Consider the following 23,260-nt stretch of genomic DNA (forward strand, 5'->3'; position numbering starts at 1 on the left):
GTGGCCGGTCTCGCTCACGCGGGCGGCGAAAGTCGCCTAGCTACCGCGAGTGCTTCGGGTGGCATTCCGAGTCGCGCGTACGCGGCTGCGGCCTCTTCCCACGCCGTGCGCGCACGCAGCAGTTCGCCTCGTGCGGCGAGCGCGTCGCCATACTCGACAAGCACGCGCGCCCCCATGAGCAAGTCTTCACCTTGCGCGGCGAGCGCGCGCGCGTTTTCGAGCGAGGCGATGGCTTTTTGGGTGGCGCCGCGCCGCGCTTCGACGCGGGCGCGAAGTCGCAGCGCGTGTGCTCGACCGAGCCGATCGCCGCGTCTGGACGCGATGCCCAGGGCGCGATTGCTTGCGGCGTCGCACTCGTCCGCGTCGCCAGCGGTGCACGCAATTTCTGCCGCCGTCGTGGCGAGACGCTGCCTGAGCAGCGCGACTCCCAACCGGTCGGCGATCGCGAGTCCCTCCGACACGGCGGCGCGTGCATCGTCCAATCGACCGCGCTGCGCGTGCAATTGGGCGATGTGGTCGAGAGCGCAGGCGACTCCGGCATCGTCGCCGGCTTCGCTCAGCGCCCGCATGCTCAGCCGAAAGCGCTGGCTCGCATCCTCTGCATCTCCCATGACGGCCGAGATGGAGCCGAGATCCAGCTCCACGTGCGCAAAGAGCGCATGATCGCCGGACGCGACGGCGTTGAGCGATGCATCATCGTACTGTCGGCGTGCGGCGGCGAAGTCGCCACGTCGTTGGGCCACGCGTGCGAGACATGCTTGCGCCCGGGCGATGCCGATCGCATAGCGAATGAACTGCGATGTCTCGAGCCCGCGCCGAAAGAACGCTTCCGCCTCGCTGGTCGAACCGATGTCGAAGAGGAGGGCGCCGTGCCAACGATGCAAATCGGAATGGAGCGGGGAAGTCGGAGCGCCATCGATGAGCGCCAGCGCCATCTCGAACGCCACACACGCCTCGGCGACACTCCCGGTACGTTGGTGCTCGCGCGCTCGAGACACGAGCTCGCGCGCTTCCTGGGCGTGGCTCCCGGGACGCGAGGCCGGAAACCCGTGAGGGGGCTTCGACTCGCGAAAGTGCGTCCCGTGATGACTCACGAGATGCACCCGGCTGAACTATGGATGGGAATGGCTGCAGCTGAGTACCACATGCGCGCTGCCTCGATCGCGACCGGGATGGAGCTCCCGCTGCAGCGCGATTTTGCAACCGGCATGCCCAGTTCAAGTCATTGTCACCCTCGCTCTTATGAATTGCGCATCGCGCGATCCGAGCACTCTGTTGCGAGAGATCGTTGCGGGCTGTAACAAATTGTATCGCCACACAGCCCGGGCTTCGACGCCCCGGGGTCTCCGTTCTCAGTGCGAGTCGGCGCTCGCGCTCGGCTCGGAAGCAGCCACGTGTGCGTACACGTCGCGCGAGATGTCCACGATCAGCGATCGCGCGACATTTTGGTCGGGAATGCCTCGCGTTAGGACAACGAGGATGTAGGCCGGCGCCTGGCGCGGGTAGACGATCGCCGCGTCGTGCAGATGGCCGGTGATCCACCCGGTTTTATGGGCGACCGGTGTGCCTGGCGGCAGTCCCGCAGGGATCTCGGCGCTGAATTCCTGGTGCAGCAGGATGTCGCGCATCATGGCGCAGCTCTTCGCCGACGCGGCGCGATTCGTTTGGATCGCGTATAGAATCGTCGCCAGATCGCGCGCTGAAATCTTGTTGTTGAGGCCGCGCTCGAAGGCCTTGTCGTCTTCGACGCCGCGAAGCACGTGCGTGTGCGTGGCGCCGAGCTGTCGCATCTCATCGGTCGTGCGATCTGCGCCCGCGAGGGCGATCAGCGTGTTCGTCGCCAGGTTGCTCGACCGTTCGATCATGTGATCCATCAAATCACGAACGCTGACGCGCGTGCCCACCAGCTTGTACATCGCGCTGTCCGAGTCGTCACCCGGATCGAGCGTGTACGTCGAGCTGTCGACGATCGACTTGAATTGGTTTTCGACGAGAATCGGCGTGTCGAGCGAGAGGCTGCCGTGGTCGATCTGCCGAAACAGCTCGATCATGACCGGAACCTTCATGGTACTTGCGGCGTGGAACTCGCTATCGGCCTCGATGTACAGCGAGTCGGTGCCATCAAGGCGTCTGAACGCGAGGCCCACTTCAGCACCCGGCACTTGGGCGATGCGCGCGCGAATGATCGCCGAGATGGAATCAGTCGGCGACTGCGTCAGTATGCGCGGCAGCGCGAGCGCCAACGCGATGAGAAGCGAGTGCATGCGGCGAATATACGACTGCGCATCGAGCGGGGAAGCGCTGGGTTGCCTTCGCAGAGTTGACTCGTATTGCGTTATGCCAGCACGCCGGTCACCTTGGGGCAACCCCTTGCCTTTCGCCACATGACGCAGAGCCAAAGCGAGAGCGGCGCGGACGCTCCACCGATTCACGGCAAGCGGGAGCGGCTGCGCTTTACCGACTTCCGCTTCCGGCGCGCGACCGACGGCCGATGCTCGGCCGAGGTCGAGCTCGAATGGATCGAAGGTCACAAGGTGCGCGGCACGGCGTCTGGTCAGTCCAGTGCGACCGTCGATCTTCGCGTGGCCGCTGAAGCCGGCCTTCGCGCGATCGAGAGTTTTTCGGACGGTGGCCTCGCGTTCGAGTTGATCGGTGTGAAGTCCATTCGCGTATTCGATGCGAATGTCGTCATCGTCTCGATCGCCAATCGCCACGATGGCCCGCAGAAGCTGCTCGGCTCCTGCTTGGTCGAAGATGACCCGGTGCGCGGTGCCGTGGTCGCAGTATTGAACGCCACGAATCGCGTCCTCGGCAACTTCATCGCGACGCGTTAGGAGCCACCGTCTTGCGGACCAACGAGTGCCCAACGACATAACCGCCGCTGGCCGGCGTCGGACCGCGGCGATCCTCATCGCCGTGCTCGTCCTCCCGGCGTGTCACTCTTCACATCCGGCGACCGCGCCGGTTCCCGCTGCGGAGACGGCGCAGGCCGCCGATACGACGCAGCCTGCCCTCGGATCGGACAGCGCGGGCGACACCTCGAAGGTTGCGTCTCCCGCCGTGACTGGCGAAGCGCTTCAACTGTTCGGCGATACGCTCGCCAAGCCCGCGCCCGCGATGACGGCGGATTCGGTGGTGGCGCCTGTGGACTCGGCGCCCGAGTGGGACATCGACGTCCGATCGTTCGAGACCCGATCGCGCGTCGCGTTCTTCGTCGACCGCTTTCAGAATGGAGCGCACACCCGGTTCGGCGAGATGCTGGCGCGCGGCGGTCGATACGACAAGATGATTCGCGGAAAGCTCAAGGCGGCCGGGCTTCCGCAGGATCTCACGTACCTCGCACTGATCGAGAGCGGGTACGATCCGCAAGCGTATTCGAGCGCGGCGGCAGTCGGGCTGTGGCAGCTCATGTCGAGCACGGCGCGAGGCGCGGGACTGCGCGTCGATTGGTGGGTGGACGAGCGCCGGGATCCCGTGCGATCGACTGATGCCGCGATCAAGTTTCTGGGCTGGCTCAACGATCAATTCGGCTCCCTCTACCTCGCGGCCGCGGCGTACGACGGCGGACCGGGGCGCATTGCTCGCGGATTGTCGCGCTACGCCGACGAGCTCGAGGGTCAGTCGGGCGACGAAGCCTTTTTTGCGCTCGCGGAGAAGGATTATCTTCGAGCGGAGACGCGCGATTACGTACCGAAGCTGATCGCGGCGGCGCTCATCGCGAAGGACCCCACGCGGTACGGCTTCGACATCACATACGATTCCGCGTTCGTGTACGACTCGGTGCGCGTCGGGCCGGCGACGCCGTTGGCCGCTGTCGCGAGGGCCGCGAACACGCCGACGGCAACGATTCTCGATCTCAATCCCGAGATTCTGCGCGGCATGACGCCGCCCAAGGACTCGTTCACCGTGCGCATTCCGTTAGGCACGGTGGGCTTTGATTCCAGCTTCGCCGCCTTGCCGGCGGCGGCGCGCAAGGCGTACACGCGGTCGGTCTCGCGCCGCGGCGACACGATGGTGCGGCTCGCGGCTCGCGCCGGCATCTCGGTCAAGCAACTCGAGTGGTACAATCCCAAGCTCAAGGCATCGCGCCACGGCCACGTGGCAGCAGGGGAGACGGTGCTCTTTCCAACGGCGGCGACGGCCGCGGCGGCGCGGGACGTTCCCGATCCGTCGATCGAGCGGTATGGGTCGTCGGGCCGGTCGATCACGCACGTAGTGCGGAAGGGCGAGTCGTTAGGCTTGATCGCCAAGCACTATCACACGACGGTCGCATCCCTCATGCGGATCAACGGGCTGCGCAAGAGCATCATCTTCCCCGGCGAAGTCCTGTTCGTGAAGGGGACGCGCCGGGCGCGCCACCGGTCCACGCACGCGGCGCGCACGTCATCGACACACGAGAAGGTGGCGGAGTCGGGCAGCCATCGCTGACCCCGCAGCCGCCCGTGCCGAACGAAAACGGGGAAGCGCTCGCGCGCTTCCCCGTCGTTCATCCGGCTCCCGGCGACCTTCAGTTCACCAGGCCGTTGCCGGTGTATCCCTTCATGACCAGGTCATCGTAACCGTTGCGCGGGTCGACGCCCAACGCGCGGAGCGTCTCGACCGCTTGCGGGCCGCGGTTGTACACCAGCAGCGCGAGCCGCAGGTCGCCGTGGTACTGGTCGATCAGCGAGCGCAGGTAGCGGAAGCCTAACCGAAGATTCGTGCGCGGATCGTATAGCTTCTCCCTGGTGATCGAATGATCGAACCAGCGTGCCGTGGCCGGCATCAGCTGCGTGAGTCCGATCGCGCCGACGCTGCTCACCGCGTGCGGGTTGAATTCGCTCTCCACGTTGACCACGCGGAAGCCGAGGTCCGCGTCGATGCCTTCTGCCTGGGCGATGTCGTACACGTCGCCCGCCAGGCTGGCGTCCACCTTGTACTTCGCCGAGTAGCCAAGGATGGCGTTCGCGCGGTCGAGGCGTGCCCGGGTCAGCTCCAGCTCGCCGCGGGCGGCGTCCAACTGCGAGCGCAGATCCTTCGATTCGTGACTCCCGAACGAGAAGCTCGAAAACGCGGACGCTTCGGCGGAGCGCGTCCGTTCATGAGGAATCAAGGCAACCGAGACTCCCAAACCAGCAACGAGGAGCAGCCGTTTGATCCGTTCGTTGCGGCGAGCTCGATCACCGCGATAGACGTAACTCTGCTGTCTGCCGTGCACGTGAATTCTCCTGTTGGAGATTTGTGCGAGCGGTACCACCAAACCACGCCTACTCGATCGCCCTGGTAGGGCAACGGACGTGCCGTCAGGGGCTGACCCAATGTCCCGAGCGCCCACCGTCTTTCTCTAATAAACGAATGTCTCCAATCGTTACGCCGCGATCTACCGACTTAACCATGTCATAGACGGTTGTGAGGCTGACGACCACGGCCGTTATGGCCTCCATTTCGACTCCGGTTCGGTCAGTGGTCTTGGTGGTCGCCTCACACGTGACGCCGGGCAAACTTTCATCCAACTCGAGGGCTACTTGAACATCGGTGAGGGAAATCGGGTGGCAGAGCGGGATTAGCTCAGCGGTCCGCTTGGCAGCCATTATTCCGGCAATTCTTGCCACACCAAGCACATCGCCCTTGACCAAGGCGTTTTGCTGAATTGCTTTGAGCGTGTCGGGCTTCATTCGGATCGAACCCGTGGCGCGGGCGATACGCTCAGAGACGGGTTTGGCGCCGACGTCCACCATGCGAGCTTGTCCGCTGCCGTCGACGTGTGAGAGCTTTTTCATGAGAGCCGGCCCGTAAGCTCGCGGACGAGATGAGACGCCAGGAGTTGCGGACTCACGTTGCCGTTCGCGCGCAGTCGCGCCTCCAGTACGACTTCGATCGCACGCGAGGCGGCGAGTGCGCTAGGAGCATCGCCGCGTCCGAGCGCGCCACGTGCGCGCTCGCGGAGCATCGCGGACAGGGCGTCGAGTGCATCGGTGAAGGGTCCTCGAGAGCGCGACGCGCCAAGGCTCATCACGGCTTTCACGCGGTCGGGTGGTGAGAGCGAGCCGTCCGCGGCCTGCAGCAGGGCGGCCGCGGTCGACATCGCATCGCGCCGCGTTTGCGCGCCAAGGAGCAGGCCTGGAGCGCCGGCGGCGAGGCGCACGCGTTCCCGCACCGAATGCGGAAGATCGGTCTGATCCAGGGCGGCCGAGAACTTCGGCATTTCGATGAGCTCGCGGACGTCGTTTTCGGGCATGAGCGGCACACGAACCGACACGACGCGAGATCGGATCGTTGGCAGCAGCGCGCCGGGCTCGCTCGTCGTGAGAATGATGGCGGTATCTGCCGGTGGTTCTTCCAGCAGCTTGAGAAACGCATTGGCTGCGAACTCGGAGCCTTCCTGCGGCACCATCCGCTCGGCATCGCCGACGATGAAAATCTTTCGGTTGGCCATGGCTGGTGTTTGCGCCGCGAGATGCACCAGGGCGCGCACGCTCGCAACGAAGATGCCTTCAGTCCCGGATGGCGGAGGATAGAGCCCTTCGCTCGCGAGTCGCTCGCTGAGCCCCTCGCCGAGGTCATCGAGGACATCCGAAACGCTTGCGTCAGACTCGGTGCGGGGGCGCGGGAAGAACCAGCGGAGATCCGGATGCGCCAGAGCCTCGGCGAACCGGCAGTGCTCGCATCGGCCGCACGGGCGCGGGTCCTCGGCCGGAGCGGTACACAGCAAGTACTGGCCTAACCAGAGAGCGAGGCGCTGTTTGCCGACGCCGCGCGGGCCGTGCAAGAGGAGGCTGGCGGGCAGACTGCCGCGCGAGACGGCATCGATCAGCTGGCGACGCAGCTCGCGGTGTCCGACCAGAGGGATGAGTGGCACGACGCAATATACAGAAAGCCGGCGCGCCGTTCACGCGGCAGCGGTTCAACGGGGTCATGGCTGATCGCTCGGAACATGGGCGACGCGTTGGCGGAGAAGCGTCGCGGCGCGCTCGAGCTGATCGGTGCGTCCCATCACGAGAACCGTGTCGCCGGCTCGCAGGGTGTCGTCGCCGCTGGGGCTGGCGACGAGTCCGCCGCCGTCGCGCTGGATTGCGACGACGGTTGCGCCGCTGCGCTCGCGGAAGCGAACCTCGGACAGCGGAGCGTTTGCGGCCGGGGCCTCCTGCTCGACGCGCATGACGACGAGCGTGACGTCGGTGAGGAAGCGGCTGAGGTCCTGGACGCGGACGCCGACGTGGGGGAGCGGGCGGAACATCTCGTCGTATTCGGTGCGCACGGCGTGGACTTCGCGCTCGATGACATCGCGCGGGACCAGATAGCGGCGGAGGACGCGGGTGAACACTTCGATGGCGGTCTCGAACTCTTCAGGGACGACCTCGGCGCCGCCTAACTGGGTTAGGGAGACGATCTCGCGCATATATCTCGTGCGGACGATCACGTGGACGTGCGGGTTGAGGCGCCGAACGGTCGCGACGGTGGTGCGGGTCGCCGCGGCGTCCGAGATGGCGACGACGAGGACGCGCGCGCGCTCGACGCCGGCGTGGTGCAGGACTTCGGCGCTCGAGGCGTCCCCGTACAACACCGGCTCGCCGCGCCGGCGTTCGTGGCGGGCGACTCTCGCGTTGGAGTCGACGATGCGGTAGGCGATGCCGACGTCGCGCAGGACGCGCGCGAGGTTGCGGCCGTTGAATCCGAATCCGACGATGATCACATGGTCGGCGATCGGCGCGCCGGTATGCTCGGCTGCCGCGGACGGGGCGCGGCGCAGGCGGTTAGGCACGTGTCGCTCGAGCCACGCGCCGGCGCGCGGGGCGACGGCAATGAGCGACGGCGTGAGCGCCATGGTTCCGACGGCAACGGCAAGAAAGAGTTGATCCAGGCGCTCATCGAGGAGGCCGGCGGCCATGCCGGCCGCTGACAATACGAACGAGAACTCGCCGATCTGCGCCAACCCCAGCCCGGTGGCGAGCGCCGGGCGCAGCGACTGGCCGAGCACGAGGGAGGCGCCGCCGGTCACGACCGCCTTGATGATGATCACGCCGGCAATGGCGCACGCGATGAGCAGCGGCGATCTGCCTAACGTGCGAACATCGAACAGCATTCCGATCGAGATGAAGAACAGGCTGTTGAACACTTCGCGGAGCGGAATGATGTCGCTCAGGGCCTGCTGGCTGTACTCGGAATCGGCGATCACGATGCCGGCGATGAATGCGCCTAACGCAAGCGAGAGGCCGACGCGTGCCGACGCCCACGCGGTGCCGAGGCAGAAGAGCACGATCGTGAGCAGGAAGACTTCACGCCGCCGCGTCGCGGCGACCAGGTGGAGGACGCGCGGAACGACCAGGCGCGCCGCGACCACCGTGGCCGCGATGAAGAGCGCCGCCTCGAGGAGGGTGATAGCGAGGTGGGTCGCGTTCCGTCCGCCGCCGGCGAGCGCCGGCGTCAGCAGCATCATCGGGACGACGCACAGATCCTGAAAAATCAGGATACCGACGGCCGCCTTCCCGAACGGCGTATCGAGCTCCGCGCGTTCCGCGTAGAGACGCAGCGTGATCGCGGTGCTGCTCAGCGCGACGAGCATGCCGAGGAACACGGCGACGGGCCACGCAACGGCCAGCAGGCGGGCGACGGCCGCTGTGACGGCGATGGTCACTCCCACCTGCAGAGCGCCGCCGATGAACAAGAATCGCCGCAGGCGCGCCAGGTGCTGCAACGAGAACTCGAGCCCGACCGTGAACAGCAGGAGAACGACGCCGATTTCGGCGAGGGATTCGACGTCCGCGACGTTTCGGATGAGACCGAATCCGTACGGGCCCGAAATGACGCCGGTGATGAGAAAGCCGACGATCGGCGGAAGTCTGAGGCGATGAAAAGCCAGCGCCGCAGCGACGCTGAGCGCAAACAGAATCAGCAGGTCGGACAGCAAGCCCGGCTCGGACATGGTGCAATATGTCTCATCAGGGCGGGCTCAGGGAGAATCCGCGCCCGGACGACGCGTGCATCGTGTGGCCAGCGGTGTATGAGTGGACGTGGACACCGCGGCGGCGATGGTGAGCGGCGGGAGCGCAATCGCGCGACATCGAGCGGGCGCGATCGAGTGTCTTTCACCGCTCGCGTGGCGTGGCTTTCATGTCGCGGGCCGTTCGCATAGGTTGGCTGCGGCGAACTGTTCGTTGGGCATATGGAGGCAATGGTGCGAGGAGGTTTGGTGAAGCGGCATCACTGGGTCGTGCGTGTCACGCACTGGGTGAACGTGGTTGCGCTGGCGATCATGGTGGGAAGCGGCCTGCGCATCTTCAACGCGTACCCGGCGTTCGCCAGGCGCGGCGACACGTTCTGCTGCTATCCATTCGCGCACAAGGCGATTCCGGCGTGGCTCACCTTTGGCGGCTGGCTGGCCGGCGCGCGCAACTGGCATTTTGCGGCGATGTGGGTATTGGTCGTGAACGGGCTCGTGTACCTGGGATTCATCTATCTGCACGGCGAGTGGCGGGACCTGGTGCCTCGTCGCGGCGAGATTCGCGACGCGTGGGAGATGTTCAAGTTCTACGCGTTCGCGCGGCCCGACCACCCGCGGCAGGGGAAGCACAATGCATTGCAGCGGGCAACCTACTTTGCGCTGCCGATCGTGGGCGTGGTGTCGGTGATCACGGGGCTGGCGATCTGGAAGCCGGTTCAGTTAGGCCTGCTGACCGACTTGTTAGGCGGCTTCGTGTGGGCGCGCTACTGGCATTTTCTCGCCATGCTGCTCCTGGTGGCGCTCGCCTTTGTGCACATTTTTATGATCTTCGCGGTGGATCCGTATTCACTGCCGTCGATGATCACGGGCAACTATGACGAACGGCTGTCGCCGGAGGAGCGCAACGCGCGACCGTTCTGGCATCTGCTGCCTCCGCGGCGAACGGCATCCGCGAAGGCGTCGGCGGAGAAGCAGCCGTGAGGCGGCGGCGGTTCATCGAAGTGTCGGCGTTGTCGTTGGCGTCGGCGCTACTGCTGGCGTGTGATTCCGAGGGGCCGAAGCGCGCGCGGCCCGTGCTGCTTGCAGCCGAGCGTTGGAACGAGAAAGTGGAGCGCGCGCTGTTTCGGCATCGCTCGATGGACTACGGCACGGCGGTGCTCGCTGGCGCGGCGTATCCCAAGTACTTCGTGTCCGATCGCGTGCCGATCTGGGACGAGGCGAAGCGCGGGCCGTGGTCGCTGGAGGTGACGGGGCTCGTCGACCAACCACTGAAGCTTTCGTTGGCCGAGTTGCAGGCGCTCCCATCGCTGACCCAACGTGTGAACCACTATTGTGTCGAAGGGTGGACAGCTGTGGTCGAGTATACGGGCGTTCGCGTCAGTGAGCTGGCACGTCGGGTCGGGATCAAACCCGAGGTGCAGTACGTTGATTTTGCGTCGTTTGACTCGGACTATCATGAAAGCTGGGACCTGGCCAGCGCTTTGCATCCGCAGACGTTGGTCGCGTATGGGTTAGACGGACATTTTCTGGGCCCGGGGCACGGCGCGCCGGCGCGACTGCACTCGCCAATCAAGCTCGGCTACAAGTGTACGAAGTATCTGACTCGCGTGGAGTTCATGGCCGAGCGGAACGGCGGGTACTGGAGTGATCGCGGATACGAGTGGTACGCTGGCACGTGAGGCGGTGTCCAGCAAGGGATGCCGGCACGCAGCGCAATGCGGCAAGGCTCATGGCCGGGAGGGGACTGTGCGAAGCACATGGCAGGTCTTGGCGGGGTTGGGGCTGGCACTCTCGTTGTGGGCGTGCGCGCATCATCTGCCGCCGGCGGCGAACGGCCCGCAGCCTGATACCTACGTGTACGTGGACAATCAGGGGTTCACGGACATGGACATCTATGTGCTCTCGGGCGGGCAGCGCGTCCGGTTAGGCACGGCGGTGGGCGTGAAGAAGAGCCGGTTCAAGCTGCCGGGGTTTCTGGTCAGCGGGTCGCAGCAGGTGCGGTTCCTGGCGCGGCCGATTGCCGGCAACCACTCGCCGGTGAGCGAACAGATCACGATCACACCCGGGGAGGATGTGACATTGACCATTCCTCCCACCTCATCGCCGTGACGGCTGGATGGCCGGCGGCCTAACTCAGTTGGGCTGCCGGCGAGCGGCGGGGCACTCATCCTGGTGAGCGCGGCGCTGGCGGCATTGGCCATCGCGCTGGCGGCGCGCGGTGCGCGCCCGCAGGCGACGGTACGTGACACCACGCAGCTGCCGCTGCACGAAGTGGCCGCGCGCGGCGCACGTTCGCATACCATGGCGGTCATCCTGTCCGGCGATGGCGGATGGGCCGCGATCGACAGGGAATTGTCCGACTCGCTCGCCGCGCACGGCATTCCGGTGGTCGGACTGGACTCGCGCTCCTATTTCTCGACGCAGCGCGACCCCAACGGGGCGTCGCGCGATCTGGCCTGGATGGCGCGGCATTATCTCGCCGAGTTCGGCGCGGACAGTCTCATTCTCGTGGGATACTCGCGGGGCGCGGACGTATTGCCGTTCATGGCGACCCGGCTGCCGCCCGACCTCGAGGCGCGGACCCGGCTCGTCGCCTTGCTCGGCGCTGCGCCCAACGCAAACTTCAAGTTTCATCTCATCGATCTCATCTCCAACAAGAAGCGCAAGGACGATCTGAAAACGGTGCCGGAGATCGAGGAGCTGGCGAACGCGGGTGTGCGCGTCTGGTGCGTCTACGGCACCGGCGAGTCGGAGAGCGCGTGCCCCGCGCTCTCCGGCGTGCGCGGCGTGACGGTGACTGCGATGCCCGGCGGGCATCACTTCGACAAAGCATACGGCGTCATCGCGTCGCATCTGCTGGACGCCGCTCGCTAACGGAGTTGCCATGGCGACCTCTCCTGGCGTGCGCCTGCGCACACTGTGGGAGCAGTTGAGCGGAAAACCCGGCGGCAAATGGATGTTCGCCACGATTCTGGGCGGGATGGTGCCGTACACCGGCACGATCCATCCCCGCGTCGAAGCCTTGCGGCCTGGGTATGCGCGCGTGGTGATGCGCGATCGCCGGGCGGTGCGCAACCATCTGCGGTCGGTGCACGCGGTGGCGCTCATGAATCTCGCCGAGGTGACGTCGGGGCTGGCAATGATCGTCGGGCTGCCCGACGGCGCGCGGGGAATCGTCACGAATCTCTCGATCGATTTTCTCAAGAAAGCGCGGGGGACGCTCACCGCGGAATGCCACGCGCCCGACGTCGACGCGACGGAGGAGTGCGAGCACGAATTCGTCGCCGAGATCCGCGACGCGGACGGCAGCCTCGTGGCGCGCGGATGCGCGCGGTGGCTGATCGGTCCGGCGCGTCGCGATCGTTAGGCGGCCGGCGCGGCGCCGGCGGCGCGGGTGGCGTCCCGGACGCGGCGCCGCGCTTCGACAGCCAGGGCGACCGCGGCGTCCGGCGTGTCGCCGACGGCGCCGAGGTGTCCCATCTTCCGGCCCGGGCGCGGCGATTTGCCATAGAGATGAACGCGCACATTCGGCATTGCGAGCGCGGCGTCCCAGCGCGGCGTGGCGCCGCCGAGCCACATATCGCCGAAAAGATTCGCAATGGCAGCGGGTTTCACCACTTCCGGAGAGCCAAGGGGCAGGTCGCACACGGCGCGCACGGCCTGTTCGAACTGGCTGGTGATGACCGTGAGCTCGGTGTGGTGAAAGCTGTTGTGCGGGCGCGGAGCGAGCTCGTTGACGGTGATGGTGCCGTCGCCTAACACGAACATCTCGGTGACGAGCAGCCCGACGACGTCGAGCGATGCGGCGATCCCCGCGCCGATCGCGGACGCTCGTGCCGCGATGTCGGCGCCGATGGGCGCAGGGATCACGGACCAATCGAGCACGCCTTCGTGATGGTGGTTCCACGCGGGCGGATAGACCACGGTCTCGCCGCCCGGACGCCGGGCGACGAGGACGGAGATTTCGCGCTCCAGCGGGAGGGCGCGTTCGACCACGCACGGGCGGCTGCCTAACTGACGCCAGGCTTCGGCCGCGGCGGCCGGGCCGGCGAGGCGGAGCTGGCCGCGGCCGTCGTATCCGCCGGTCGTCGATTTGACGAAGGCATGCGGGCCGGCGAGCTCCGACGCAGCGGCGAGCTCGCTGGCCGACTGGACGGTCCAATACGGGCCCACGGGGAAGCCATGCTCGTTCAACCAATCCTTCTGTCGAGCGCGGTCCTGGACCAGGTACAGCACGTGGGCGCCGGGCCGCACCGGCACGATACGCGCGGCCGCCTCGAGCGACGGGATGCCGATCTTCTCGATCTCGACCGTCACGACGTCAGACGCGCGCGCGAGCTCGGCGGCGGCATGCGCGTCGTCGAAGCGGGCCGCGATGACGCGATCGGCGACGGCGGAGGCGGCGCAGTGCGGATCCGGGTCGAGCACGATGACATGGTAGCCGAGGGTCCGGGCGGCCAGGGTGACCATTCTGCCTAACTGTCCGCCCCCCAGAATGCCCAACGTCGATCCCGGCAGCACACTCGTCACGCCTGCGGCTCCTGCTCGCGGACCTCGCGGGTGCGCGCGGCGCGCCAGGCGCGGAGCCGTTCGCGGACCTCGGCGTGCGTGCCGCCGACGATGGCGGCGGCGAGCAGTGCGGCGTTGGCGGCGCCCGGCTTTCCGATGGCGAGCGTGCCCACGGGGACGCCCTTGGGCATCTGCACGATGGAGAGCAGTGCATCGATGCCGTTCAAGACGGTGGCGGGAACCGGCACGCCTAACACCGGCAGAATCGTGTGCGCGGATACCATGCCCGGCAGGTGCGCCGCGCCGCCGGCGCCGGCGATGATCACCGAGAGGCCGCGCCGCTCCGCGGTGGCGGCGTATTCCGCCATCCACTCGGGCGTGCGGTGCGCCGACACGATGCGCACCTCGTGGGGAATCTGGAGCTCCGTTAGGAGGTCGACGGCGGGCTGCAGATGCTCGAGGTCGCTCTTGCTGCCCATGATCACACCGACCAACGGTGCGGGAGCGGCGCGGGAGGCATCACGCTTGGAAGCCATGTCGAGAAATATCTCCGCGCTCGCGCGCTCAGGTGGACACGGCCGCTCGACGTGCGAGCCATGCGCCGGTAAAAAGGACCGTAAACATATTTTCGGCGTCGAACGACGTCGAGATGTCTTCTGCGCGGCGACGCGAAACGCGGGCGCTCATCCGCTCGTCCCCCGAATGCAGCACCCACGTGTGGTGCCACACGGCATGATCGCGCGGCTCGACGGCCGCGGCGACAAAGGCAAACCCGGCGAAAGCCGGCGACGCAAAGCTACGAGGCTACGGCGCCTGATGCGCCACGCCAGTCGGGCCGCCGACCAACTCCCGTCACGGAGCGTCGACATGCGCGTCCCTCGCACCTTGCATACGGCGATGTTCGTCGTGCTCCCCCTTGTCGCGGCCGCATGCATGGGGGGATTCCCCACCGAGATTCCTCCCACGCCCGGAGCGACGCACGCCAACTACGTCGTGACCGGCGCCGGCTCGTCGAGCAGCGCTCAGGCGACGTCGACCCACAGCACCTCGATTCGCTGACTTCGCGTCCGCCTCCCTTCAGCGCCTCGGCGCACAGGACGTGATGACGAAGGCCGCCTGCAAGGGCGGCCTTCGTCGCACATTTATATCCGGACGAGCTCCCGAGGAGGGATTTGAACCCCCGACCCGCCGGTTAACAGCCGGCTGCTCTACCCCTGAGCTACTCGGGATCATGATTCGTGCGAAAACGAAAATTTCGCGCCGGCGGAGGGCGAAGTCAACGGCGTGAGCGCAACCAGACTACGAGGCCGCGTGATGCGCGAGCGACTGTTCTTCGCGTCGCGCCTGGGCGGGGACTCGGCCGGGCAGCACGGTGCGCAGCCATCGTCCGGTGTGCGACGCATCCAGCGCGGCAACCTCTTCGGGCCGGCCCATGGCGACGACGCGTCCACCGCGCTCGCCGGCTTCCGGTCCGAGGTCGATGATCCAGTCGGCAAGCTTGATGACATCGAGGTTGTGCTCGATGACGAGCAGCGTATGCCCGTTGTCGAGCAGCCGCTCGAAGACGCGCTGGAGCTTGCGGATGTCGTCGAGGTGGAGGCCGGTGGTGGGCTCGTCCATGATGTAGAGCTTTCGGCCGCCGGTGCGGCCTGCGTTAGTCAACTCGCGCGCGATCTTGATGCGCTGGGCTTCGCCGCCCGACAGCGTCGGCGCCGGCTGTCCCAGTCTGAGGTAGCCGAGTCCCACCTGCTGCAGCTGCCAGAGTGCCTGGCCGAGTTTCTCTTCTCGCGGAAAGAAGCGAATGGCTTCATCGACGGTGAGCTCGAGGACATCATGGATGTTCTTGCCGTTGACGCGGACATCCAGCACCTCGGGCTTGAAGCGACGGCCGCCGCAATCGTCACAGGGGACGTACACGTCGGCCATGAACAGCATTTCCACCTGGAGGTGGCCCGCGCCTTCGCAGGTTTCGCAGCGTCCGCCGCGAACGTTGAAGCTGAACGTCCCGGGCGTGTAGCGGCGTTTGCGGGCGAGGGGTTGCTCGGCGAAGATGCGGCGGATCTCGTCGAACGCTTTCACGTAGGTGACGGGGTTGGAGCGCGGCGTTTTGCCGATGGGACTCTGGTCGACGAGGACGACGTCGGCGAGGGCGTCCCAGCCGGTGATGGCGTCGAGCTCGCCGGCGCGCTCGCCCAGGTGGCGTTTGGCGCTGTCTTCGCCGCGGAGGCGGGCCTCGAGCGCGCGGTAGAGCACGTCGTGGACGAGCGTGCTCTTGCCGCTTCCCGACACGCCGGTGACCACGGTGAGGCAGCCTAACGGAATGCGCACCGACACGCCGTGCAGGTTGTGCTCGCGGGCGCCGGAGAGCGCGATCCACCTCGGGCCTAACGGACGACGCTCGGCGGGCACGGGGATGGCGCGGGTTCCGGTGAGATAGCCGCCCGTGAGCGGGCTGGCGGCGGCCCGCGCGAGGGGTCCGGCGAACACGACCTGCCCGCCGCGTTCGCCGCTGGCCGGTCCCAGCTCGACCATGTAGTCCGCGGCGCGGATCGCCTCGAGGTCGTGCTCGACGACGAGCACCGTGTTGCCGGCATCGCGTAGCCGCGCGAGGAGCGCGAGCAGCCTGCCGACGTCGCGCGGATGCAGGCCGATCGACGGTTCGTCGAGGACGTAGAGCGCGTCGACGAGGTGCGAGCCGAGGGAGTTGGCGAGCGCGATGCGTTGGGCCTCGCCGCCCGACAGTGTGCGCGCGGCGCGGTCTAACGACAGGTAGCCGAGCCCGACGTCGACGAGAAAGTGCGTGCGCGAGCTGGCCTCGGCGAGCACGCTGCTCGCGATCTGCCGCTCGAAATCGGACAGCGACAGATCATCGAGCCACGGGCCGAGCTGGTCGACGGGCAGCGCGCTCACCTGCGCAATCGTCTGGCCGGCGATGCGAACGTTGAGCGCCTCGGGCTGGAGCCGCGTGCCGTGGCAGGTTGGGCATTCGCGCGCCGTCTGATACTGCCTCAGGAACACGCGGATGTACTGCTTGTAGCGCTTCTCCTCGAGATCGCGGAGAAACGGGAAGATTCCCTTGTATCCGCGCTCGCTCGCCTCGAGCAGGAGATCGTGCTGCTCCGACGTCAGACTCGACCACGGGGCATCGGCATCGATCCGGTGCCGCTTTGCGAACTCGACTAACGCACGGCGCCGGCCGTCGTAGCGCGGCTTGGTCCAGGGGTCGATCGCTCCCTCGCGCAACGAGCGGTCGGGATGCGGAACGATGAGATCGATGTCGTACTCGAGCGTGGCGCCGAAGCCGTTGCACGTCGGGCATGCGCCGCGCGGGCTGTTGAACGAGAAAAGCTGTGGTGTGGGCGCCGGCGCGCACGTGCCGTCGTACGGACACTCGACGCGCGTGGTGAACTTGAGCACGGAGCCGTCGGGCGCAACGTCGCTCGGCGCGAGCGCGATGAAGCAGTCGCCGTCGCCTTCGGTGAAGGCGGTGCCAACCGCATCGGCGACGCGCCGTGCGGCGCTCGGCTCGGCCACGAGACGATCGACGACGACGAGCAACGTCCGCGCGGCCGCGAGGTCGACTGTCGTGGAGCTCTGCGGTGCGAGTTCGTCGAGGTGCAGCGCGATACCGTCGGCGACGACGCGCAAGAATCCCTGCTCGCGCAAGCCGGAGACGATCATCTCGTGCGTGACGTGTTCGCTCACGATGAGCGGAAAGGCGACAGCAAAGCGCGACCCAGGCGCGAGCGCGAGCACAGCGTCGGTAACGGACTGAACCGACGACGGCCGAATCTCGCGCCCGCACACCGGACAGAAGGTTCGACCGATCCGTGCCCAGAGGAGCCGCAGGTAGTCGTAGATCTCGGTCGCAGTGCCGACGGTCGAGCGCGAGGTCTTGGTCGGATTCTTCTGCTCGATCGCGACGGCCGGCGATAGTCCGTCGATGAAGTCGACGTTAGGCTTCTCCATCCGTTCGAGAAACTGGCGCGCGTACGCGGACAGCGACTCGACGTAGCGGCGCTGTCCCTCGGCGTAGATGGTGTCGAATGCCAGCGATGATTTCCCGGAGCCGGATGGTCCCGTGACGACCGTGATCGCGCGACGAGGAATCTCGAGATCGAAGCCCTTGAGGTTGTGTTGGCGCGCGCCGCGAATCGTGATGTGCGACTTCATCCGTGCCACCAGCGATTGGACGCCTTCATCGCGCACGCCGGGCGAATGATCGATAGACATTGAGGACCGTGACGGCGCCGACGATGGCGAGGATCACGCTCCACAGCGAGAGGCCGGCGTCGAGGCGACCGGCGAGCACGTTTCCGAGCCAGCCACCGATGAGTGCGCCTGCGACGGTGAACGACACGGTCGAGAGGGCGCTGCCGCGGTCCTCGCCCGGGACAAGCGAGATGGCGACTGCGCCTGACACGATCCCGATGACGAGCCAGATCAAGACGCCCATGTCGGCTCCGTCGGCATGTCGCGGTGTGTGAAACTCAGGCTGTTGCGTTCGGTGACCGGCGCGCGCATGTGCTCTGAATAATCTATCAGTCCCGGCGGCTTGCTTGCGTGGTTGGCCCGAAATAGTTTCGATCTGCCGAGTTGGGCTAAGGCTACGAGGTTCCTCGGAAAGAGCCGCTCGGTGAGCGATGTTTCCCTCCCGTGATTCTCTCCAGCTACTGAATGGCCTACCTCCAAGTCGGCGCTCGTCAGCACCCGCTCGTTCCGGGGGAAAATGGGATCGGGAGCGTGGAAGGATCCCGCATACCAGTCCCGGCCGCGCACGGTGATCCGAACGAAATGAGCGCGGTCGTCGTGGTCGAGGCGGATGGTAGCAGCATCATCAGGCGAACTGGAGCAGCGGATGTCACGGTGAACGGCGTGCAGCTCGGTGCGGAGCCGACGCCGCTGATTCACGGCGACAAGATCGATGTTGGGTCGACCGAGCTGTTCTTCGGGGACGACAGAAAGGCTGGAAACACGAGCTTTGTGGCTGCCGTAAAGAGGCCTGAGGCCGCTTCGGCGCCAGCAGCCAAGCGCCTGTGGGTAGTGGACTACGGATCAACTGGCGGCCGACTCGTGTCGTTGGTGGACGGCAGAGAGTACGTCGTGCCCGATGAAGGACTGGTCGTTGGTCGCGATCCGGCCTGTGACGTGGTGGTGCCAACGGGTGAGGTGTCACGCAAGCATGCGGTGATTGCGGCCGGGCCCGGCGGATACATGATCACCGATTTAAGCGCGAATGGGCTGTCGGTGAATGGGGAGCGTGTTGCATCATCATGCCGGCTCGGCCCCGGCGATGTGCTGAAGGTCGGGTCCGAGGAATTCCGTTTTCACTCCGATGTCGCACCGGCACGACCAGTGCTCGCGACGTTGGAAGTCAAAAGCAGCGGCGTGTTGAACGGTACGGTGTTCGAGATTCGTTCGCGGCTGACGCACATCGGGCGTGGTGCGCACAACGAGATCTCGTTGGCCGACGACAGCGTGTCGGACTCGCACGCGAAGCTGCAGCGGCGGGACGAGGGGTGGTATGTGGTCGACATGGGATCGACCAACGGGACCTATGTAGGTGGACGACGGATACTCGGCGAAGCGCTGCTCGAGGGAGCGCCGGACCTGCGCGTTGGCGGTCTCAAGTTCATGTTTCGGCCAACGGGTGTTGGAACGGAGTTTGGTGGTGGTGTGGGCGACGAGACATTGGGCGCAGAGACTGATCCTGGCGCCGGCGGCGCCGGTCAGACGCGCGCGATTGCGGCGCTCACGCCGGAGCAGCGCGCTCGATTGATCGCTGCTGGAGCAGAGGGCCGGCGGGCGGGAGGTCGAGAGGTTGGGCGTGAGCCTGGTGCGGGAGCAGGGTTTCCGCCAGGTGGGTTGGCGAAGGCGCAGGAGAAGGAGGCTGGCGTCGCCGGTGAGCGCGAATCGCGTGGCCGGCGTCGGCGGCCGTCGCTGCTGTTGTGGGTGGTGGTCGTCGTCGCAGTCGCGATTGCTGTGTTTCTTCTCTTTTTTTGATGGGGCGCGCGTGCAGCTTGAAGTAGGCCAGGGAACGCACACCGGAATGATTCGTACGGGGAACGAGGACAGTTACTTCTCGGACCTGCCGCGCGGATTGTTCGTGGTCGCCGATGGCATGGGCGGGCACGCGGCGGGGGAAGTCGCGAGCGACATGGCGGTGCGGATCCTGTCGGACGAGTTGCGGGACGCGAACGCGATGCCGGATGCCGAGGCGCGCGAACGAGTGCAGCGGTCGCTGCAGCGCGCGAACCTGGCCATCTATCAACGGACGCTGACCGAAGTCGACAAGCAGGGGATGGGCACGACGGTGTGCGTGCTGCTGTTGCACGACGCGCACTATCTGATCGGTCACGTTGGCGATTCGCGCGTGTACATGCTACGCGACGGGGCCTTACGGCAGCTGACGAAAGATCATTCGTACGTGCAGGAGCAGGTGGACGCCGGTGTCCTAACGCCTGAGCAGGCGCGCTACCATCCGTACAGCAACGTCATCACGCGGTGTGTCGGGGCCAATACCGACGTGCAGCCCGATCTGTACGCGGGCGAAGTGCGCCGCGGCGACACGTTCCTGGTGGCAAGCGATGGTCTCACCGGAATGGTGGATGACCGGCGGCTCGCGCAGCTATTGCAGTCGCGCGCGACGGCGCAGCGCGTGGTGGATGCATTGATCGCGGAGGCGAACGGCCGCGGCGGTCTGGACAACATCACGGCGATTGTCGTGCGGGTGGTGGCGGTGGACGAGGTCTCGGGTTCGGCGGGCGCGCCGGCGGCGGACGGCAAGAGCGGCGCCTGACATGCCGGACGGCACGGTCGGCGCGCTCGCGGAGTTGTACCTCGGCAACATCCTGTATGCGTTGGAGCTGGCGGCGTTGTCGCTCGAGCAACAGGAGCGACACGAAGATGCCGCGTTCTACCGCGGTATTGCTCGGCGACTGGCGGAGGCGCGCGGCGCGGAGCGATCGCGCGGGGGCTGAGTCAGCCGAGCAGGCTGCGGATCGCGTCTTCGCCTAACGAGACGGGCCGCGCGACGAAGACCCGCAGCACGCGCGCCGAGCGGTAGAGCTCGTCGGACAGCACGGGGAGATTGATCGACCCGCGCAGGCCTTCCCGCGTGAGCCGGTGCACCTGGCCGCCGCGGAGGCGCACCGGCAGATCCAGTCCCAGCATCTGCGGTTTTTCCGGGAAGTCGAGCAGCACTTCCCCGGACGCGAGGCCTAACCGGCGTGCCAGCGCGTCTTCGGTGGCGCGCACGCGGTCGAGCTCGACGGCGATCCAGTCGCCCGCTCCGTCGGGCAGGTCGCCGGCGGCGCACTCGAACGCACGCTTGTAGAGGCGGCGGGTACGCAGCGCATCGAGCAGCGGCGCGTTGCTCGCCGTGTCGAGCACGTGGAGCAGTCCTTCGTCGGTGAGCGATGACAGCGCGCTGTCGTCGAGCGCGCCATCTCGAATCGCATCATCTACGAGGCGCTTGTACATCGCGGTGGCGCTGCGTACGGCGTGGTGCCAGTAGACGTTCCGGTACATCTGGTATTTGGCGAACAGCAGCGACTCGAGCGCCGACAGTCCTTTTTCCAGCACGCCGATGGTGACGCGTCCCGCGTCGGGGACGACGGTGAGTGCGTTGATGAGCCGATCGACATCGATCTCGCCGTACGGCACGCCGCACATGAACGCGTCGCGTTTGAGGTATTCGATCTTGTCGAGGTCGAGCGAGCCGGAGATGAGGCCTTGGAGCGGACTCGCGCTCTGCCCGCGGATGAGCGCGTAGACGCGCTCCGGGGCATCGGGGGCGATCGACGCGCGCAACTCGTCGGCGATCGGGCCCTGTGTGATGAGCGGGCGCGCGGCGACTTCGTGGTGCTGGGCGCCGATTTCCTCGAGCGCGTGGGAGAACGGGTGGTGGCCGACGTCGTGGAGCAGCGCGGCGGCGATGACGACGCCGCGTTCATCGGGCGGGATGGCGTCGAGCTCGCGGCGGTCGTCGAGCACGCCGAGGGTGCGCCGGGCGAGATGGTACGCGCCTAACGCGTGCTCGAAGCGGGTGTGGGTGGCGCCGGGGTAGACGAGGTGCGCCAGGCCTAACTGTCGGACGTACCGCAAGCGCTGGAACACCGGCGTGTCGATGAGCCGCCGGGTGACCGCATCGACGACGATGGTGTTCCAGAGCGGGTCGCGGATCGACGTCACGCGTCGATCAGCCGCTCTTCGGACCTGCGCTTCTGACGCCGTCGGACACCGAGCCCGCGAACTGCTCGAAGTTCTTCGCGAACATCGCCGCGAGCTTCTTCGCCTGTGCGTCGTAGGCGGCGTGATCGGACCAGGTCCGGCGCGGGTTCATGACCTCCGAGGGGACGCCGCGCACGGACTGCGGGACGGCGAGTCCGAAGATGGGGTCGGTGGTGGTGGGCACTGCATCGAGCTCTCCCGAGAGCGCGGCGCGCACCATTGCCCGGGTGAAGCCGAGCTTCATGCGGGAGCCGACGCCGAAGGGTCCGCCGGTCCATCCCGTGTTGACGAGCCACACCTTCGACTTGTGCTGATCGAGTCGCGCGCCGAGCATCTCGGCGTATTTGGTGGGCGGCCAGACGAGGAAGACGGCGCCGAAGCAGGCGCTGAAGGTGGCCTGCGGCTCGGTGACGCCGCGCTCGGTGCCGGCGACCTTGGCAGTGTAGCCGGACAGGAAATAGTACAGCGCCTGGTCTCTCGTTAGGCGTGCGATGGGCGGCAGCACGCCGAACGCGTCGGCGGTGAGCAGGACGACATTCTTGGGGTGTCCGCCGCGTCCGCCGGGCACGTGGTTGCGGATGTAGGGCAGCGGATAGGAGACGCGTGTGTTTTCGGTGAGCGACGAATTGGTGAAATCCGGACGGCGGGAATTCGGATCGAGGACGACGTTCTCGAGGACGGTGCCGAACATCTGGGTGGTGCGATAGATATCGGGCTCGCTGTCTTCGCTGAGATTGATGGCCTTGGCGTAGCAGCCGCCTTCGAAATTGAACACGCCTTCGTCGCTCCAGCCGTGCTCGTCGTCGCCGATGAGCTGGCGTTCGGGATCCGCGGAGAGCGTCGTCTTGCCGGTGCCGGAGAGGCCGAAGAACAGCGCGCAGTCGCCCAGCTCGCCGATGTTGGCGGAGCAGTGCATGGAGAGCACGTTGGACTTGGGCATGAGGTAGTTCATCACCGTGAACATCGCTTTCTTGAGCTCGCCGGCGTAGCGGGTGCCGCCGATGAGGATCTGGCGGGACGCGAAGTCGAGGACGATGAAGGTACCGCTGCGGGTGCCGTGCTTGGCCGGGTCGGCCTGCATCTCCGGCGCGTGCAGGACGCTGAAGTTAGGCACGAAGGTCGGGAGGTCGCTGAGCTCGGGGCGGATGAACATGTTCCGTACGAACAGCATCTGCCAGGCGTTAGGCGAGACGTAGCGGACGGAGAGGCGGTGGCGCGGGTCGGCGCCGGTCCACAGGTCCTGGACGAACAGCTCCGGTTGGGCGGCGAGGTAGGCGCGGACGTCGGCGAGGAGTTTCTGGTAGTTTTCGGGTGGAAACGGGCGGTTCACATCGCCCCACCACACGTCGCGCTCGGTGCTCGGTTCTTTGACGAGGAACTTGTCCTTGGGCGAGCGGCCGGTGTGCGGCGTGGTGATGCCGACGAACGGTCCTTTGTCGGCGAGCTGGCCTTCGTCGCGGCGCACGGCCGCCTGGACGAGCTCGGGAGGGACGAGGTTCCAATGAACGGTTCCTTTGGGCGCGAGTCCGAGCGCCTCGAGGCCGGTGTTGCCCTTGCGCTCACGCGGTTCAGCGCGGGGCGTGGTTTGCGTTGCCATGT

23 protein-coding genes, 1 tRNA gene and 1 riboswitch are annotated in these 23,260 nt (G+C 66.6%); of the genes, 11 read left to right on the forward strand and 13 right to left on the reverse strand.

The window, feature by feature from the left end; translation table 11 throughout:
• Nucleotides 1–14: 14 nt before the first annotated feature.
• Nucleotides 15–1,094: a hypothetical protein gene (locus VFW04_07545; GenBank protein ID HEX5179166.1), complete on the reverse strand. Its 1,080-nt coding sequence runs from the start codon at nt 1,092–1,094 to the stop codon at nt 15–17.
• 258 nt (nt 1,095–1,352) lie between these two features.
• Nucleotides 1,353–2,264: a serine hydrolase gene (locus VFW04_07550; protein ID HEX5179167.1), complete on the reverse strand. Its 912-nt coding sequence runs from the start codon at nt 2,262–2,264 to the stop codon at nt 1,353–1,355.
• Nucleotides 2,265–2,384: 120 nt separating this feature from the next.
• On the opposite strand from VFW04_07550, the gene VFW04_07555 reads away from it, so the two are divergent.
• Together VFW04_07555 and VFW04_07560 are read left to right on the forward strand one after the other, a co-directional pair.
• Nucleotides 2,385–2,834 carry a hypothetical protein gene (locus tag VFW04_07555; GenBank protein ID HEX5179168.1) on the forward strand — a complete coding sequence of 150 codons (450 nt, stop codon included), beginning with the start codon at nt 2,385–2,387 and terminating at the stop codon, nt 2,832–2,834.
• 25 nt (nt 2,835–2,859) lie between these two features.
• A complete protein-coding gene (locus tag VFW04_07560; protein ID HEX5179169.1) occupies nt 2,860–4,428 on the forward strand; it encodes a transglycosylase SLT domain-containing protein in 1,569 nt (522 codons plus the stop codon).
• Nucleotides 4,429–4,507: 79 nt separating this feature from the next.
• Here the strand turns inward: VFW04_07560 and VFW04_07565 are convergent, their stop codons facing one another.
• From VFW04_07565 to VFW04_07580, 4 genes are all read right to left on the reverse strand, one after another.
• Nucleotides 4,508–5,197: a transglycosylase SLT domain-containing protein gene (locus VFW04_07565; protein ID HEX5179170.1), complete on the reverse strand. Its 690-nt coding sequence runs from the start codon at nt 5,195–5,197 to the stop codon at nt 4,508–4,510.
• 85 nt (nt 5,198–5,282) lie between these two features.
• Nucleotides 5,283–5,759, reverse strand: coding sequence for a cyclic pyranopterin monophosphate synthase MoaC (moaC, locus tag VFW04_07570; protein ID HEX5179171.1), 477 nt, complete (start codon nt 5,757–5,759; stop codon nt 5,283–5,285).
• Nucleotides 5,756–6,838, reverse strand: a complete 1,083-nt coding sequence (locus VFW04_07575) for a hypothetical protein (protein ID HEX5179172.1) — start codon at nt 6,836–6,838, stop codon at nt 5,756–5,758. Before VFW04_07575 ends, moaC begins: the two co-directional genes overlap by 4 nt.
• 54 nt (nt 6,839–6,892) lie before the next feature.
• Nucleotides 6,893–8,902 carry a cation:proton antiporter gene (locus tag VFW04_07580; protein ID HEX5179173.1) on the reverse strand — a complete coding sequence of 670 codons (2,010 nt, stop codon included), beginning with the start codon at nt 8,900–8,902 and terminating at the stop codon, nt 6,893–6,895.
• Between the two features lie 267 nt (nt 8,903–9,169).
• Here VFW04_07580 and VFW04_07585 point away from each other — a divergent pair, with 267 nt between their 5' ends.
• The 5 genes from VFW04_07585 (at nt 9,170) to VFW04_07605 (ending at nt 12,287) form a co-directional block, all read left to right on the forward strand.
• On the forward strand, nt 9,170–9,901 hold the full coding sequence (locus VFW04_07585) for a cytochrome b/b6 domain-containing protein (protein ID HEX5179174.1): 732 nt from the start codon (nt 9,170–9,172) through the stop codon (nt 9,899–9,901).
• Nucleotides 9,898–10,599 (forward strand): molybdopterin-dependent oxidoreductase, encoded by a 702-nt coding sequence (locus VFW04_07590; protein HEX5179175.1) that lies wholly within the window; start codon nt 9,898–9,900, stop codon nt 10,597–10,599. The genes VFW04_07585 and VFW04_07590 overlap by 4 nt, the downstream gene beginning before the upstream one ends.
• 67 nt (nt 10,600–10,666) lie before the next feature.
• Nucleotides 10,667–11,029: a hypothetical protein gene (locus VFW04_07595; GenBank protein ID HEX5179176.1), complete on the forward strand. Its 363-nt coding sequence runs from the start codon at nt 10,667–10,669 to the stop codon at nt 11,027–11,029.
• Nucleotides 11,030–11,092: 63 nt separating this feature from the next.
• Nucleotides 11,093–11,794 (forward strand): AcvB/VirJ family lysyl-phosphatidylglycerol hydrolase, encoded by a 702-nt coding sequence (locus VFW04_07600; GenBank protein ID HEX5179177.1) that lies wholly within the window; start codon nt 11,093–11,095, stop codon nt 11,792–11,794.
• Between the two features lie 10 nt (nt 11,795–11,804).
• Nucleotides 11,805–12,287, forward strand: coding sequence for a hotdog fold domain-containing protein (locus VFW04_07605; protein HEX5179178.1), 483 nt, complete (start codon nt 11,805–11,807; stop codon nt 12,285–12,287).
• Here the strand turns inward: VFW04_07605 and purK are convergent.
• The gene (purK, locus tag VFW04_07610) at nt 12,284–13,450 is read right to left on the reverse strand and encodes a 5-(carboxyamino)imidazole ribonucleotide synthase (protein ID HEX5179179.1); all 1,167 of its coding nucleotides are present in this window, start codon (nt 13,448–13,450) and stop codon (nt 12,284–12,286) included. The two genes, VFW04_07605 and purK, sit on opposite strands and share 4 nt — an antisense overlap.
• Entirely contained in the window at nt 13,447–13,965 is a 519-nt protein-coding gene (gene purE / locus VFW04_07615; GenBank protein HEX5179180.1) for a 5-(carboxyamino)imidazole ribonucleotide mutase, read from the reverse strand. Before purE ends, purK begins: the two co-directional genes overlap by 4 nt.
• Before the next feature lie 219 nt (nt 13,966–14,184).
• Nucleotides 14,185–14,272: riboswitch (cyclic di-GMP riboswitch) on the forward strand.
• A 24-nt stretch (nt 14,273–14,296) separates the two neighbouring features.
• On the opposite strand from purE, the gene VFW04_07620 reads away from it, so the two are divergent.
• The gene (locus VFW04_07620) at nt 14,297–14,488 is read left to right on the forward strand and encodes a hypothetical protein (GenBank protein ID HEX5179181.1); all 192 of its coding nucleotides are present in this window, start codon (nt 14,297–14,299) and stop codon (nt 14,486–14,488) included.
• A gap of 98 nt (nt 14,489–14,586) precedes the next feature.
• Here the strand turns inward: VFW04_07620 and VFW04_07625 are convergent.
• From VFW04_07625 to VFW04_07635, 3 genes are all read right to left on the reverse strand, one after another.
• A tRNA-Asn gene (locus VFW04_07625) sits at nt 14,587–14,658 on the reverse strand.
• A 70-nt stretch (nt 14,659–14,728) separates the two neighbouring features.
• The gene (gene uvrA / locus VFW04_07630) at nt 14,729–17,662 is read right to left on the reverse strand and encodes an excinuclease ABC subunit UvrA (protein HEX5179182.1); all 2,934 of its coding nucleotides are present in this window, start codon (nt 17,660–17,662) and stop codon (nt 14,729–14,731) included.
• Nucleotides 17,628–17,885, reverse strand: coding sequence for a GlsB/YeaQ/YmgE family stress response membrane protein (locus VFW04_07635; protein ID HEX5179183.1), 258 nt, complete (start codon nt 17,883–17,885; stop codon nt 17,628–17,630). Before VFW04_07635 ends, uvrA begins: the two co-directional genes overlap by 35 nt.
• Before the next feature lie 338 nt (nt 17,886–18,223).
• Here VFW04_07635 and VFW04_07640 point away from each other — a divergent pair, with 338 nt between their 5' ends.
• The 3 genes from VFW04_07640 to VFW04_07650 are packed head-to-tail and all read left to right on the forward strand — an operon-like array spanning nt 18,224 to nt 20,409.
• Nucleotides 18,224–19,432 carry an FHA domain-containing protein gene (locus VFW04_07640; protein ID HEX5179184.1) on the forward strand — a complete coding sequence of 403 codons (1,209 nt, stop codon included), beginning with the start codon at nt 18,224–18,226 and terminating at the stop codon, nt 19,430–19,432.
• Nucleotides 19,433–19,478: 46 nt separating this feature from the next.
• Nucleotides 19,479–20,228 carry a Stp1/IreP family PP2C-type Ser/Thr phosphatase gene (locus VFW04_07645; protein ID HEX5179185.1) on the forward strand — a complete coding sequence of 250 codons (750 nt, stop codon included), beginning with the start codon at nt 19,479–19,481 and terminating at the stop codon, nt 20,226–20,228.
• 1 nt (nt 20,229) lies between these two features.
• The gene (locus VFW04_07650; GenBank protein ID HEX5179186.1) at nt 20,230–20,409 is read left to right on the forward strand and encodes a hypothetical protein; all 180 of its coding nucleotides are present in this window, start codon (nt 20,230–20,232) and stop codon (nt 20,407–20,409) included.
• Between the two features lies 1 nt (nt 20,410).
• Here the strand turns inward: VFW04_07650 and VFW04_07655 are convergent, their stop codons facing one another.
• Both VFW04_07655 and pckA read right to left on the reverse strand, forming a co-directional pair.
• Nucleotides 20,411–21,622 (reverse strand): HD domain-containing protein, encoded by a 1,212-nt coding sequence (locus tag VFW04_07655; GenBank protein ID HEX5179187.1) that lies wholly within the window; start codon nt 21,620–21,622, stop codon nt 20,411–20,413.
• Nucleotides 21,623–21,629: 7 nt separating this feature from the next.
• On the reverse strand, nt 21,630–23,260 hold a 1,631-nt coding region (gene pckA, locus VFW04_07660; GenBank protein ID HEX5179188.1), incomplete at its 5' end, for a phosphoenolpyruvate carboxykinase (ATP).

The sequence above is a fragment of the Gemmatimonadaceae bacterium genome (assembly GCA_036273715.1).
Lineage (GTDB): Bacteria > Gemmatimonadota > Gemmatimonadetes > Gemmatimonadales > Gemmatimonadaceae > JADGGM01.